Raw genomic sequence first — 15,062 nt, forward strand, 5'->3', positions numbered from 1 at the left:
GTTTTTTAATTTATAAATATGAAATTGTACAGTGAATATTTGAGTAGATTTTTTAGCAATGACTATGCATATATTAAGTACCTGAACATGGTGCTTAATACATGCACGAAATAATAAGTACAAGCATATATTATGTAGTAGGACAAGATCTTCGTGTCCTACTTAATACTCAGAAAAAACCTCTAATCACATAAGAGCAGCCAATTGCAGGGTGCTCTTATTTTTTATGAAAATCTACTATGAGCCTTATTTTATAGTAGGATGCAATAATAAAGGGCTATTTTGAAATAGTGTTTTTTAGCCTTTAATGTTAAATTTATCTTTAACGTTAATAAATATTAAAAATAATATGATAGCAGAAATTAAGTTAGATAAGTAGAAATTTTGATGAAACAGTAGTTCAAAGATGACATCGAAAGTAACGAATAAGGCAATAGCAGGTAGTATGCAAATAAATATAAATCTCCAATTTTTTAAGTAATGTTTATAATTTGTAAGTACTTTATCCATAAATATAGCTCCTATATTTTTGTTTTTATATAATTATACATTTAGATACAAAGATTTTTAAAGTAAAATATTTAGCAATTCAAAAATATAAGGAGAGCTTTTGTTGAAAATCCAGATTGCTGTAGCAATCTGAATTTGACTTTAAAGAACTATACTAAAATGATACACTATAGTCTACGTTATTTTTGAAATGAATAGAGGGATTTGTGTGATAGATAAAATTAAAAATGCTGTAGGGGATATGTACGAAGATGAGGCTAAAGATTTACTTCAAAGTATTCTCATACAGTTAAACTTATTAGAAGAAAATTATAGTGAAGATACAATTAAAAATTTGATGGATATTCCGAAACAATTAACGAGTAATCCTACTTGTAAAAGGAATGTAATAGAAAGTACGCACGTACATATTGCTTTTGATGATTCAACGGCTGGTTGCTTAAAATATATGTTAAGCCAAGAAGAGTTATATGAAGAGAGTGTTGTCGCTTTTTCTGAATTCTTTTCAATTGGACCGATATATAAGTTGCATACGAATGAGGGGCAACTAGCAAGACAGAAGTGGTTAATAAATAACTTAACTGCTTATGATAGTTATTTTGAAGAAGAATATTTATCAAGATTTATAGCAACTATAGAAGAACTACATACTATTCCTGTTGAAACGCCTATTACAATTTGGAAGGCTGATAATGCACATGAACATGTAGGCCTAAGTTTTGTAATAGCACAATTAAAGGATAAGAAAAACATTCGAGTTATTAATACGTCTGAAGCAAGTAGAGAAATATTAAAACAAGAGTATGATATTCGTGGAACGGGAGAATTACCACCTGAAAGTTTAGCTCTATTCCAAAAAAGTTTTATAAAGTTACCTTATTTAACTGAAGAGAAGCGAATGAAGTTTGAACATGAGTGGGATAGATTATCGGAAAGCATAGAATGTTTAAGAGTGTGGAAAGAAAATGAAGTGCATTCTGTACAAGAAGATTATTTTGATCAATTTATAATTGAATGCGCGAAAAGTGTGGGTGCTGATCGAGAGTTCCTCAAAGCTCCTAGAGTAATTGGTGAAGCACTTGGTCTTGTTGAACAATTGGTTGGAGATACTTTCTTAGAATATCGCTTGAAACAATTAATTAAACAAGAAGTATTTGAATTTGAAGGTACGTTAGATGAAATGCGTTTTTATAGTGTGAAGTTAAGGAAATAATAAACACATTCTATTTTTGAAAGGCTCGTATTTTTAATAATACGAGCTTTTTAAGTTGAATTTGGGCTATACACAAGCTTCCCAGCGAGGGCATATCACATATGAATGGTAAAGGTAATGAATGAAAAGAAGGTGATTTGTTAATATGTATAACCAACAAAATTATCCATATGATCAAGCGATGTATTACAATCCACAAAACTACGGGTATGAACCTACAAATGAAGTAAGAGATATTGAACAAGAAGATTACAGACCAGATGATGCGGAAGATGCTCCAACGTCACCACCACCGTCACAAGCGCCGTCGTTACCGTCTACATTTGCTTCTCCGGCACAACCAGGTAATATGAAATCATGGATGTGTAACTGTCTAGGAAGATGGGGCTATTTACGCTTACATCGTCCTGGTCCTTTCGGAAGGGATTTATGGTTCTTCCCGACTGAAGTGAGAAGAAATGGAGTGTCAGGTTACACGTGGCAAGGTGGTCGTCGTCGTAAAGTAAGTTATCGCTATCAACAAATTAGTAATTTTATGTGCTTCGCATAAAGAGAAGTGAGAGAGTGAAACGATTTTACTCTCTCACTTTTTTATTTTTCAATATACGAAGTAAGATTTCGATTAAAAATTTACAATTTTCACGTTTTTATTAGAGTATAATGCATATGTTGGGTTGGTTTTCAAAAACAAATGAGAGTGAGGGAATACAATGTCAATGAAAAACAAAGTTGGACTAAAAATAGAGGATGGCATTAATTTAGCTTCAGCTCAATTTAAAGAAGATGCGTATGAAATTTATAAAGAATCTAGAAAAATGCAACCTATCTTATTTGTGAATAAAACTGAACTAGGAGCGGAATGGCTTGTCACAAGATATGAAGATGCCTTGCCGCTTTTAAAAGACAGTCGCTTAAAAAAAGATCCAGCCAATATATTTCCTCAAGATGCATTGAATGTGTTTCTTACGGTTGACAATAGTGATTATTTAACTACTCATATGTTAAATTCAGATCCACCTAACCATAATCGTCTACGATCACTCGTACAAAAAGTTTTTACACCGAAGATGATCACGCAATTGGAAGGAAGAATACAGGATATTGCAGATGGTTTGTTAAATGAAGTCGAGCGAAAGGGTTCATTAAATCTTGTTGATGATTATTCGTTCCCTTTACCTATCATTGTAATAAGTGAAATGCTCGGTATTCCAAAAGAAGATCAAGCGAAATTTAGAATTTGGTCTCATGCTGTCATTGCTTACCCAGAAACACCAGAAGAAATAAGAGAAACTGAAAAGCAACTATCTGAGTTTATTACATATCTTCATTATTTAGTTGATATTAAAAGAAAAGAGCCAAAAGAAGACTTGGTGAGTGCTTTAATACTTGCAGAGAGTGAAGGGCATAAACTTAGCGCTCGGGAATTATATTCAATGATAATGCTATTAATTGTAGCAGGACACGAGACGACAGTGAATTTAATTACAAATACGGTATTAGCACTTCTTGAAAATCCAAATCAATTACAGTTATTAAAAGAAAACCCAAAATTAATTGATGCTGCTATTGAGGAAGGATTACGATATTATTCTCCAGTTGAGGTTACAACTTCAAGATGGGCAGCGGAGCCATTTCAAATTCACCATCAAACAATACAGAAAGGAGATATGGTTATTATTGCATTGGCTTCAGCGAACCGTGATGAAACAGTATTTGAAAATCCAGAAATATTTGATATTACACGGGAGAACAACCGTCACATTGCCTTTGGTCATGGTAGTCATTTCTGCTTAGGAGCTCCACTTGCGAGGTTAGAAGCAAAGATTGCTATTACTACTTTGTTTAATCGAATGCCTGAACTACAAATAAAAGGGAATCGTGAAGAAATTAAATGGCAAGGTAACTATTTAATGCGTTCTTTAGAGGAATTACCTTTAACTTTCTAGAATAGTTAAAAGGAGACATGCATACATCGAAAATGATTTACATAGAGTATGTATGTGTTATTTAAATTTGAAACGGAAGGGTGAAGACATCCCAATGATCAACTAATTCTATTTGTAAGAGATCTTCGTTAAAAAACGAAATATTCTTCTGAATAGGGTTAGTCTGTACATTTATAGAAAAGGGATGTATTTCGCTCTGCGAATATATAGTCTTTTTATATGATTTGTGCTGCCTCCTGTTCAGAACATGAAATAGGAGGCTTTTTTATGTCGACAAATGTAGTAACGAAACAAAACAATGGGGTATCACAAGTATTAAAAAATCGGTTTGTTCAAGGGATTTTAGCATCAGCATTATTTTTACAAATAGGAATATGGGTTCGAAACTTTGCGGTATTACTATATGTAATGGAAATAACAAAAGGTGATGCTTTTGCTATTTCAATGATTTCAGTTGCTGAATTCGCTCCAATTTTTATTTTTTCATTTATTGGCGGTACTTTTGCTGATAGGTGGAAGCCAAAGAAGACAATGATATGGTGTGAAACGTTAAGTTCCATTTCAGTATTCGCTGTATTAATTACGCTTATGTTTGGAACGTGGAAAATTGTGTTTTTTGTGACACTCATCTCTGCAATCCTTTCACAGTTTTCACAACCATCTGGAATGAAGTTGTTTAAACAACATTTATCAACGGAACAAATTCAATTAGCGATGTCTATATATCAAACGATATTTGCAATATTTATGGTATTAGGACCAATTCTAGGGACATTTATCTTTCATAGTTTTGGAATTTATATTTCAATCATCATAACAGGTATCTCGTTTTTACTTGCGGCAGTTGTATTGTTATTTCTTCCGAAAGATCTTGAAAACGACGTAGAAAAGAAAGATATCACTCTGCTGCAGGAGATGAAGGATGGTATTAAGTATGTCAAAAAGAAAAAAGCATTAACTTTGCTAGGGCTTTGCTTTATGGCTGCAGGACTAGGTATAGGATTAATTCAACCATTAGGTATATTTATTGTGACTGAGCAGCTAGGATTATCAAAAGAGAGTTTACAGTGGCTACTAACAGTAAATGGTGCGGGAATGATTGTTGGCGGAGCATTAGCAATGGTATTTGCGAAAAACGTTGCTCCGCAAAAGATGTTAATTATCGGTATGCTTGGTCAAGCAATTGGTATTGGCATTATAGGATATTCTACAAATTTATGGGTGACACTTACAGCTCAGCTTTTTAGTGGCTTAGCTCTTCCTTGTATCCAAATTGGTATTAATACGCTTATTATTCAAAATAGCGATACCGATTTTATAGGTCGTGTAAATGGTATTTTAAGTCCGCTATTTACCGGTTCAATGGTAGTAACGATGAGTATAGCTGGCTCATTAAAAGAGATGTTTTCATTAAGTATGATGTATGAAGGGACGGCTTTACTTTTTATAATTGGATTATTGTTTATTTTACCTATATACAATTTAAAGCCAGTAATAGCGGTAGAAAGTGAAATAAGTGGTAAAGGAAGTGCTGTACAAAATGAATCCTAATCCAAATATTAAATACCCTATTGAAGGAAATCAAAACGTTCAATTTATAAAAAATACAATAACAAAACCTAATATACTTGTTGGTGACTATTCTTATTATGATGCGAAAGATGGAGAAACATTTGAAAATCGAGTATTACATCATTATGAATTTCTTGGGGATCGCCTTACTATTGGAAAGTTTTGTTGTATTGCATCTGGAGTTAACTTTATTATGAACGGAGCGAATCATCGGATGGATGGATTTTCGGCATATCCATTTAATATCTTTGGAAATGGGTGGGAGAAGTATACACCTAGTTTGTCTGATTTACCTTACAAAGGCGATACAGTTATAGGAAATGACGTTTGGATTGGTATGGACACAACTATTATGCCCGGAATAAAAATAGGAGATGGTGCAATCATTGCAGCTAAATCTGTTGTGACTAGAGACGTCGCACCATATACAATTGTTGGTGGAAATCCAGCAAATAAAATAAAAGAGAGATTTTCAAATGAAATAATAGAAGAATTATTACAAATTCAATGGTGGCATTTTGACATTGAAAAAATAACTGAAAATATAGATGTGATTGTACGAGGAGATATTGAACCATTAAGAAAGCTAAAAAGGGAATAAAAAATGCATGACAAAGAGTATCATACCTCCGAATTTTGTTAATGATAATAGAACAAGGAGGTGTGATACTATGGCACAAGACGTTTTATGTGAAGTAAATAACTGTAAATTTTGGGCGAACGGTAATAAATGTAGTGCAGAGGCAATTTACGTAGTAAGTCATAAAGGTAAACATGCATCTACAACGGAAGAAACAGATTGCAAAACTTTCGATCCAGAAGTATAAATGTTTGAAGGGTAGCCAAATCGTGGTTGCCCTTTTATTAATTATAGTATTGATAATAAATATCATTTTCATTCATTGTTTTTAACTTTTCTTGTTATTTTTTCATATTTTTTTCATAAGTGATGTAATCCAACTCAATTCATGTTCAATTCGTGATTTACTAAATTCAATGACTTCAGTAATAAAAGATGAGGTAACATCTAGAGACTGAATAGCAGTAAGCTGATTATATAGTACGTTTTGACGTACAGTCAAAATCTCTTTTCTATCCTCATAGTCAAGTTTTTCAAATAGCGCAATACGAACAAGAAATTCTGTATTGTTTGTCGCAAGTTTTTCGGGAAACTCTCGTAACATTTCAGAAAAAATTTCTTCTCCTGTTTCTGTTATATCGTACATATTTCGGTTTGGTTTTCCGACTTGTTTATGTATTTTTTTCGTTATAGCACCCATATTTTCAAAGCGCCGAAGGGCAGGATAAAGCATGTTGTGATTTAATTCGAAATTTTCACCTAAACGATTTTGAACATTTTTTTTAATTTCATATCCATGTTTTGGTCCTGTCGTTAATTCTGCTAGCAGTAAAATGTCAACGTACATAAAAATCCCCCTTATATATTTCTCAAGTTCTCTAATGAAAAATCCCCTTTGGTATATGTTAAAATAACATATGATAGTTTATACAACTTTGGACTGCCGACCTATCACTTTTATTGTAAAAGAAAAGGGAGGAAAGAACTATGGCTTCACCTGAAAATGTTATTTTAGTTCATGAAATTTCAAAGCTGAAAACAAAAGAAGAATTATGGAATCCATATGAATGGTATCGTTTGATGAGGGATAATCACCCAGTTCATTATGATGAAGAGCAGGATGTATGGAATGTTTTTTTATATGATGATGTAAATCGTGTTTTATCAGATTATCGCTTATTTTCAAGTAGAAGGGAGCGCAGACAATTCTCAATCCCTCCTTTAGAAACTAGAATAAATATAAACTCTACAGATCCACCAGAACATCGCAATGTACGTTCCATTGTTTCTAAGGCATTTACTCCAAGAAGTTTAGAACAGTGGAAACCTCGAATACAGGCTATCGCAGATGAACTTGTACAACATATCGAAAAATGTAGTGAAGTTAATATCGTTGAACAGTTTGCTGCACCTTTACCTGTTACCGTTATTTCCGATTTATTAGGAGTCCCAACAACAGATCGTAAAAAAATGAAAGAATGGTCTGATATTTTATTTATGCCGTATAGTAAAGAAAAGTTTAATGATCTGGATGCCGAGAAAGGGATAGCATTACATGAATTCAAAGCATACCTTCTACCGATTGTTCAGGAAAAGAGATATCATTTAACCGATGATATCATTTCTGATTTAATTCGAGCTGAATATGAAGGCGAAAGATTAACCGATGAAGAAATTGTAACCTTTTCATTAGGTTTACTAGCGGCTGGGAATGAAACCACTACAAATTTAATTATTAATAGCTTTTATTGCTTTTTAGTAGATTCACCTGGAATTTATGAAGAGTTAAGAAAAGAACCTAACTTAATTTTAAAAGCGATTGAGGAAGTATTACGCTATCGCTTTCCTGTTACATTGGCCCGGAGGATTACAGAGGATACAAATATATTTGGTCCTTTCATGAAAAAGAATCAGATGATTGTTGCGTGGGTTAGTGCAGCGAATTTAGATGAGAAAAAATTTTCACAAGCCTCTCAATTTAATGTACATCGAACAGGAAATGAAAAGCATTTAACCTTTGGGAAAGGTCCTCACTTTTGCTTAGGAGCACCACTTGCACGTTTAGAAGCTGAGATTGCATTAACTACCTTTATAAATGCTTTTGAAAAAATAGAGCTATCTCCATCTTTCTGTTTAGAAAAATGTATATTGGAAAATGAACAAACATTAAAATACTTACCTATTCGATTGAAAGCCAAATAAAAATCTTAACAAGGTGCATACATTTGCATCTTGTTTTTTTGTTTCTCAATTGTGAGTTTTCGGCAATTACCTTAATATGGAATTGTATAAAACGTAGAGGAGGATTCTTATGTTGACTTGTAATGGAAGTAAATCATTTCAAAAGTTTATTAAAGGTGTTACAAATCTTATGGAAAACGGTTTATTTGAAGAAGAAATAGTGTGTGGCATTGAAAAGTTACTAGAAGAACTTTTAGAAAAGAAAACATGGCTTCCGTTAGATAAACAGAAGGCCAATTTGACTCAATATGCACGACATTTATTGTATGAAGATCCGCTCAAACGTTTTGAAGTACTAGCTCTCGTATGGAAAGATGGACAATCTACACCTTTACATGACCATGACGGCACATGGGGAGTAGAAGGCGTTTTTTCAGGAAGGATTATGGTGAAGAACTTTATACAAACGAAACAACTTGGAAATTCACTTGTTTATTTAACACATACAGGAAATCTTTATTTGGGAGAAGGAGAAACAGATAAAGTAATTCCACCAGCGGATTGTCATATTCTTGAAATTAGTAAAAATGAAAGCGTTATTACGATTCATGTCTATGGAAAACGGCTAGAAAAGTTTAAAGTATATATCCCAACTGAAGAAAAAAATGTGTACATGTGTGAGACAAAATACATTAGTTATAATTCATAGTTTAAAATCCAAAGCTTTTTTAAAAAGAAAAGCTTTGGATTTTATTTTTAATTATTTCTTGACCTGAAACGCTTTTCATAAATTATAAATAAGAAGTACCTCACGAGGATTGTATGAAAACGATACCTAATAATTAATTAGAACTCGTGTATTTATAGAAAGTGGTGAAGAAATAATGAAATTAATCGCAATTGATTTAGATGGAACTCTTCTTTCGGGGAATAAAATGATAAGTAAAGAAAATGCAGAAGCAATTCGAACATGTCAAGAAGCTGGCCATGTTGTAGCAATTTGTACAGGACGTTCTATTGTTGACATTGAGCGATTATTGTTAGAAGTTAATTTAGAGTGTCCAATCATTGCGGAAAATGGGGCTCTTATATATAAAGATAAAAAAATGATGAAGAGATATCCAATTCAAAATATGCAGGCACTTGAAATTGTAGAATATCTTGAAGAGAATGGTTTATATTATCAGCTTTATACTGATAAAGGTGTGTATGTACCGGATTATGGAGTAGAGAGTGTACGTAATGAAATTGAGTATGTGAAGAATTCAAAAGAAAATTTCGACTTGAAAGAGTTAGAAACAATCGCAGCATTATATCTTGAGCATACAGCGTTTCATAGTGCGGAAAGTTGTAAACCAATTGTAGAAACAGATATACATGTGCATAAACTATTACCATTTTCTTATGATATTGAGAAATTAAAAAAACTAAAAGAAACATTTCTTCATAATACAGATTTAGCAATTACATCTTCATATTGGCACAATTTAGAGATTAATCATCGAGATGCTCAAAAAGGGAATGGATTATATACTTTAGCAGAACATCTTAATATTCCGGTTGAAAATACTGTAGCGATAGGTGATGGCCTAAACGATGTTTCTATGATGGAAAAAGCGAACATATCAATTGCAATGGGGAATGCAGTAGAAGAAATAAAAGCAATGTGTAAATACGAAACGTTATCAAATGAAGAACATGGTGTGGCACATGCTTTATATAAATATGTAATGTAAATAAAAAAGAAAAAAGAATCCATTTGGATTCTTTTTTCTTTTTTATTAGGGGTAAGGTATTCTATGAGATTCATAGAAGCCTTATTACATTTTATTATATAGAATATATTGGAATAAATGTTTATATTTTTCATAAAAATTGTGAATATTTTATGAACTTTATACTTATTACATGTTTATACCGCTATTAGTAACGTGTATGACTCTCGAGTAAAAATTCAGTGAATGTAAGAAGGAATTCAAGTTATCTAGATAATAAGTGAGGAATCAATGAAATATATACTAATTAAAGGTATATTCAGTATATATATTCTTTTCTTGTTTTAATTGAAAAATAAAATTTGTTCGAATAATTATTCTACAGCTATATACCTACACTAGCTTTCTTCGTATAATGGAGAAGTATGAATTTTAGATTTGTATTAATTTTACATATTGAGGTGAAAAAGGAATGAATTCGCGGCTAATGGAACTTATTGATGTGAGTACAATAGAAACCATGGCAGAACAATTTTATAAATTAACTAACATATCACATCAACTTCTTGATGCTGAAAAAGAGTGTGTTTTTTCATTCGGAATGAATGAGATAAAAAAGAGTAAACTTCCAAAGATTGAAATCCCCATTTTCTTATACAATCAACATTTAGGATCTTTTGTTGTATGGTCCAAAAAAAGTGAAATTTTCAGTTGTCAAAAATACTTTGAAATGCTCTCAAGTTTAATTTTAGATAGCGCAATAAAAGTATTTCAAAGTGAAAATACAACGTTGCTTTCTCAGAAAGAGGAGGAACTACATACGATTTTACAAAACATGCCTGTTATGGTCGATGCGCTTGATTATAATGGAGATTTTGTTTTGTGGAATCGAGAATGCGAAATTGTAACAGGTTATACCGCTGAAGAAATAATTGGAAATCCTAATGCACTGCAATTATTGTATCCTGATCATAATTATCGCCATCAAATACAAAAGAAATTTTTAACTTGTGGAAAAAATTTCAGAGATTGGGAAATGCACTTAACATGTAAAAATGGTGAAATCAAAACAATAATGTGGTCGAATATATCAGAACAGTTTCCTGTAACAGGATATAGTTATTGGGCTGTTGGTGTAGATATTACACATTTAAAAGCGATAGAAGAGCAGTTAAAACAACAAACATCTGAACTGGAATTAATTTTTAAAGCTTTACCAGATTTATGTTTCTTAACAGAAGATGATGGCACAATTATAGATTACAAGGCAGGATCTCCTACAAAGTTTTACGTACCCGCAGAAGCTTTTATGGGAAAAAATTTTTACGAAGTATTACCATCTTCAGTAGCACAGCAGTTTCAGGAAGCCATTAATCAAGTGAAGGAAAAAGGAACGAATGTAATTGTAGAATATCCACTCACACTTAATGGAAGTATTGATTTCTTTGAGGCTAGGTGCTTACCATTATTACATGATAAAATTATGATTATTGTACGCGACATTACAGAGCGAAAAAAGACAGAAGAATTGCTAAATAAATCAGATACGCTTGCAGCAATTGGTCAATTAGCAGCTGGCGTGGCTCATGAAGTAAGAAATCCTTTAACTGTAATTAAAGGTTTTATACAGTTATTTCAAATTAATAAAGAAGATCAAGAAAAATATTTTGATCTTATGCTCTCTGAAATTGAAAGGATAGAAGCGATCCTGCAAGAATTTCTGGCAATTGCTAAAACAGATGAGATAAATACAGAAAAGAAAAATATTTATCAAATTTTTAAAAATGTCGTATCGTTAATGAATACAAAAGCAATTTTGACAAATATTCAAGTTGAACTATTTACGAATGACAAAGATATAATTATTGAATGCTCAGAAAATCAATTGAAACAAGTATTTATTAATATTTTGCAAAATTCAATCGAAGCTATGCCAAATGGTGGGGAAATTTCAATTCACATAAAAGAAATAAATGATGATGGTGTCATCATTCATGTAATAGATGAAGGAATAGGAATACCTGAAGAAAGAATTAAGAGATTAGGTGAACCTTTTTATAGTACGAAAGAAAAAGGGACTGGTATTGGATTAATGTTAAGTTATAAAATTATTGAAAGTCATCAAGGGACAATTAGTATCATGAGCGAGGTTGGTGTCGGGACAACAGTAACTATTTACTTACCGAAAGTACTAAGTTAACAATCTCTTTCTAATTGCGACGACAAATGTATAGCAATACGCACTAGTAGTAATTCTTAAATCAATTAATACCCAATAACAAAGCGATTAGTGAAAACTAAGCTTTTTGTTATTGGGTATTTTTTATATTTAATTTAGTAAACTTTACCTTTTCTTTACCTTTGTTTTAACTTCTATTAAGTTTTAAACATTATATTAATATTTGTACAAAGCAATGTATAGAAATCGTACATTACTTTTAATATAGAAATGTGATTATTATTTGAAATATTGTAAGGAGGAGATTATGACAAGGTGAAAAAGCAAGAGAAGAAAAGTGGTAGAGTAGTACCTCTCCGGTTAAATATTTTATTCCTTTGTGTATTTTTATTATTTTCTGGCATTATTATTCAGTTAGGGAAAGTGCAAATTTTTGATGGAGAAACATATAAAAATGAAGTAGAGAAGAGAGAAAATGCAACCGTGGGCCTTTCTGTACCACGTGGGAAAATATTTGATCGTGAAGGAAATCCAGTAGTTGATAATAAGTCTTTACGTACGATTACATATACAAAGGTGAAAGGTGTAAAACAAGAAGAAATATTAAAATCAGCAAGACAACTTGCAGATATTATTGAAATGCCACAAGAAGATATAGATAAGTTAACTGAGACTGATAAGAAAGACTTTTGGATGCAATTAAATCCAGAACTTACTCAAGACTTAGTATCAAAAAAAGAAATAGATAAGTTCCGAGATAAGGATATTACCGGAAAAGAGCTAGACAAAAAAATAGAAGATTTAAAAAGGAAGCGCGTTACAGATAAAAATCTTCAAGAACTAACGGCTAAAGATATAGAAGTGTTAGCTATTAAAAGTAAAATGACCTCAGGTTTTCAAATGGCACCTCAAATTATTAAAAAGGACGTTAGTGAACAGGAATATGCGGTGATTAGTGAAAATTTAGCGAACCTTCCAGGAGTAGATGCATCAGTTGATTGGGAGAGAATCTATGTAAATGATGGTCTATTCCGTTCTGTCCTTGGTAACGTTTCAAATGCTGATGAAGGATTGCCACGTGAACGATTAGATTATTATTTAGTGCGTGATTATAGCCGAAATGATAGGGTCGGCAAAAGTTATATCGAACAGCAATACGAAGATGTACTTCATGGTACAAAAAAAGAAGTAAGAAGCATTGCTGATAAACAAGGAAATACTATTAGAACGGAAACTGTTACTGAAGGGAAAAGCGGTAAAAATTTAACTTTAACAATAGATATGGAATTGCAAAAAAAAGTAGAGGAGAGCATAGAAAAAATATTAAAACAATATAAAGGATCAGAATCAATGTTAGACCGTGCTTTCGTAGTGATGATGAATCCGAAAAATGGCCAAGTATTATCAATGGCTGGGAAAAAGCTTGTAGAAAAAGACGGAAAAATGGAAGTAGAAGATTATGCTTTAGGCACGCTGACTAGTTCTTATGAGCTTGGATCAACGGTTAAAGGTGCGACAGTGTTAACAGGGTTTGAAACAAATGCAATAACTCCGGGAACACATTTTTATGATGCACCTATGAAGTTTAAAGGAACTAAGGAGAAGAAGTCTTGGAAAAATTTTGGTGATATAGACGATCTAAGAGCGTTACAAGTTTCTTCAAACGTTTATATGTTTAATATAGCATTAAAAATTGCTGGCGTGGATTATGTGAAAAATAGTTCACTAGATATTAAACAAGAATATTTTGATAAAATGAGGTATTATTTCAGGCAATTTGGACTAGGCGTACAAACTGGTATTGATTTACCAAATGAAACAGTAGGACAAATTGGAAGAAAAGATAATCATCCTGGTTTCTTATTAGATTATTCTATTGGACAATATGATACGTATTCACCACTTCAGCTTGCACAATATATTTCGACTATCGCAAATGGAGGGTATCGAATGAAACCACAAATTGTTCAAGAGATCAGAGAACAAACCGTTCAAAAAGATGAGGTTGGTAAAGTAGTACAATCAATAGAACCCGTTGTTTTAAATAGAATCGATATGAAACAAGAATATATTAATCAAGTAAAAGAAGGGTTTAGAAGAGTATTTCAAGAAGGAGATGGAACGGGAGTAAGAGCGTTCCAAAAAGCACCATATAAACCAGCTGGTAAAACAGGGACCGCACAAACTGTATATGGTGGAGAAAATGATATTGGGCGAAATGAGAAAGGCGACCGTAGAGAATGTTATAACTTAACATTAGCTGGATATGCGCCATATGATGATCCAGAAGTAGCATTTTCTGTTGTAGTACCGTGGGTTAAAAATGATAAATCAGGCATTAACTCCGATATTGGAAAAGAAGTTTTAGATGCTTATTTTGATTTGAAAAATAAGAGATTAACTGGTGAAGCGCCAAAAACAGATGCCTCTAAAGAGAATTAAAATGTACGAAACGTCTCTAGCATTCCTGTAAACTAGAGGCGTTTTTATCTGGGAATAGATTAGAAATGAGGTATATATGAAGCTGTTTATTCTAAAATATTGGAGGAACATATGTAGCTACATATTAATTATAATAGGGGTTATTTTTATTAATAAGTCCTTTTTATTTTGTATGGTAGAAGGAATTTCGATGCAACCTACTTTGAATGAAAAAGATTATATACTTGTTAATAAGGTAAACGTCTGTTTATCGTCTTTTCATCATGGAGATGTTGTCATTATAAAAAAAGAAGACGAGCCTACTTACTATGTGAAACGAATTATTGGATTATCGGGGGATAACATACAACTAAAAGAGGATGAGGTATTTATTAACGGTAAAAAGCGTGATGAGTCGTATATACATTTAGATATGTCACAAGTATCCAATCGTTTTTCAAATTTTAGAGAAATAAAAGTTCCTACGCATAAATTATTTGTGTTAGGTGATAATCGTAATCATAGTAAAGATAGTAGGAATACACTTGGACTTATTGATGAATCAAATATAATAGGTAAAGTAGAAATGGTATTTTATCCATTTGATCATATAAAATGGATAAAATAATTCTATTAACGATTCACATTTTATAAAATAAATCATATATTGATAGCATAGGACAAGCAGAAACGCTTGTTCTAACCTCACAGAACACTCCTTATCACGGTTAGGCATCTACATAGG

Annotated in this window: 14 protein-coding genes; 12 read left to right on the forward strand and 2 right to left on the reverse strand. The window is 32.2% G+C overall.

All coding sequences use genetic code 11. The features are described 5' to 3' along the window. Nucleotides 1-297 precede the first annotated feature (297 nt). Nucleotides 298-510 carry a hypothetical protein gene (locus ACS2QP_RS06695; RefSeq protein ID WP_000362068.1) on the reverse strand — a complete coding sequence of 71 codons (213 nt, stop codon included), beginning with the start codon at nt 508-510 and terminating at the stop codon, nt 298-300. Between the two features lie 208 nt (nt 511-718). Between ACS2QP_RS06695 and ACS2QP_RS06700 the strand changes: the two genes are divergently transcribed. The 6 genes from ACS2QP_RS06700 to ACS2QP_RS06725 all read left to right on the forward strand — a co-directional run bounded on the left by ACS2QP_RS06700 (nt 719) and on the right by ACS2QP_RS06725 (nt 6,068). Then, nucleotides 719-1,723, forward strand: coding sequence for a DUF1835 domain-containing protein (locus ACS2QP_RS06700; RefSeq protein ID WP_088338573.1), 1,005 nt, complete (start codon nt 719-721; stop codon nt 1,721-1,723). Nucleotides 1,724-1,868: 145 nt separating this feature from the next. After that, nucleotides 1,869-2,273 (forward strand): hypothetical protein, encoded by a 405-nt coding sequence (locus ACS2QP_RS06705; protein ID WP_000282687.1) that lies wholly within the window; start codon nt 1,869-1,871, stop codon nt 2,271-2,273. A 160-nt stretch (nt 2,274-2,433) separates the two neighbouring features. Further along, nucleotides 2,434-3,669 (forward strand): cytochrome P450, encoded by a 1,236-nt coding sequence (gene cypA, locus ACS2QP_RS06710; protein WP_088338572.1) that lies wholly within the window; start codon nt 2,434-2,436, stop codon nt 3,667-3,669. Between the two features lie 267 nt (nt 3,670-3,936). Next, nucleotides 3,937-5,220 carry an MFS transporter gene (locus tag ACS2QP_RS06715; RefSeq protein ID WP_438882253.1) on the forward strand — a complete coding sequence of 428 codons (1,284 nt, stop codon included), beginning with the start codon at nt 3,937-3,939 and terminating at the stop codon, nt 5,218-5,220. Beyond that, on the forward strand, nt 5,210-5,842 hold the full coding sequence (locus ACS2QP_RS06720; RefSeq protein ID WP_001069204.1) for a Vat family streptogramin A O-acetyltransferase: 633 nt from the start codon (nt 5,210-5,212) through the stop codon (nt 5,840-5,842). Before ACS2QP_RS06715 ends, ACS2QP_RS06720 begins: the two co-directional genes overlap by 11 nt. A gap of 70 nt (nt 5,843-5,912) precedes the next feature. Then, entirely contained in the window at nt 5,913-6,068 is a 156-nt protein-coding gene (locus ACS2QP_RS06725) for a DUF1540 domain-containing protein (RefSeq protein WP_000046095.1), read from the forward strand. Nucleotides 6,069-6,170: 102 nt separating this feature from the next. Here ACS2QP_RS06725 and ACS2QP_RS06730 read toward each other — a convergent pair whose 3' ends face one another. Next, nucleotides 6,171-6,668: a PadR family transcriptional regulator gene (locus ACS2QP_RS06730; protein ID WP_000289127.1), complete on the reverse strand. Its 498-nt coding sequence runs from the start codon at nt 6,666-6,668 to the stop codon at nt 6,171-6,173. Between the two features lie 140 nt (nt 6,669-6,808). Between ACS2QP_RS06730 and ACS2QP_RS06735 the strand changes: the two genes are divergently transcribed. The 6 genes from ACS2QP_RS06735 (at nt 6,809) to lepB (ending at nt 14,945) form a co-directional block, all read left to right on the forward strand. Further along, nucleotides 6,809-8,023, forward strand: a complete 1,215-nt coding sequence (locus ACS2QP_RS06735) for a cytochrome P450 (protein ID WP_000168020.1) — start codon at nt 6,809-6,811, stop codon at nt 8,021-8,023. A 109-nt stretch (nt 8,024-8,132) separates the two neighbouring features. Beyond that, entirely contained in the window at nt 8,133-8,711 is a 579-nt protein-coding gene (locus tag ACS2QP_RS06740; RefSeq protein WP_000954442.1) for a cysteine dioxygenase family protein, read from the forward strand. 175 nt (nt 8,712-8,886) lie between these two features. Beyond that, nucleotides 8,887-9,738 carry a Cof-type HAD-IIB family hydrolase gene (locus ACS2QP_RS06745; protein WP_000766393.1) on the forward strand — a complete coding sequence of 284 codons (852 nt, stop codon included), beginning with the start codon at nt 8,887-8,889 and terminating at the stop codon, nt 9,736-9,738. Between the two features lie 451 nt (nt 9,739-10,189). Next, nucleotides 10,190-11,917 carry an ATP-binding protein gene (locus ACS2QP_RS06750; protein ID WP_438882254.1) on the forward strand — a complete coding sequence of 576 codons (1,728 nt, stop codon included), beginning with the start codon at nt 10,190-10,192 and terminating at the stop codon, nt 11,915-11,917. 294 nt (nt 11,918-12,211) lie between these two features. After that, nucleotides 12,212-14,338: a peptidoglycan D,D-transpeptidase FtsI family protein gene (locus ACS2QP_RS06755; RefSeq protein WP_088338980.1), complete on the forward strand. Its 2,127-nt coding sequence runs from the start codon at nt 12,212-12,214 to the stop codon at nt 14,336-14,338. Between the two features lie 76 nt (nt 14,339-14,414). After that, complete coding sequence (lepB, locus tag ACS2QP_RS06760; RefSeq protein ID WP_063536485.1) at nt 14,415-14,945, forward strand: signal peptidase I; 531 nt, start codon at nt 14,415-14,417, stop codon at nt 14,943-14,945. Nucleotides 14,946-15,062 lie beyond the last annotated feature (117 nt).

Source organism: Bacillus cereus group sp. Bce019 (genome assembly GCF_051781745.1).
GTDB classification, from domain to species: domain Bacteria; phylum Bacillota; class Bacilli; order Bacillales; family Bacillaceae_G; genus Bacillus_A; species Bacillus_A cereus.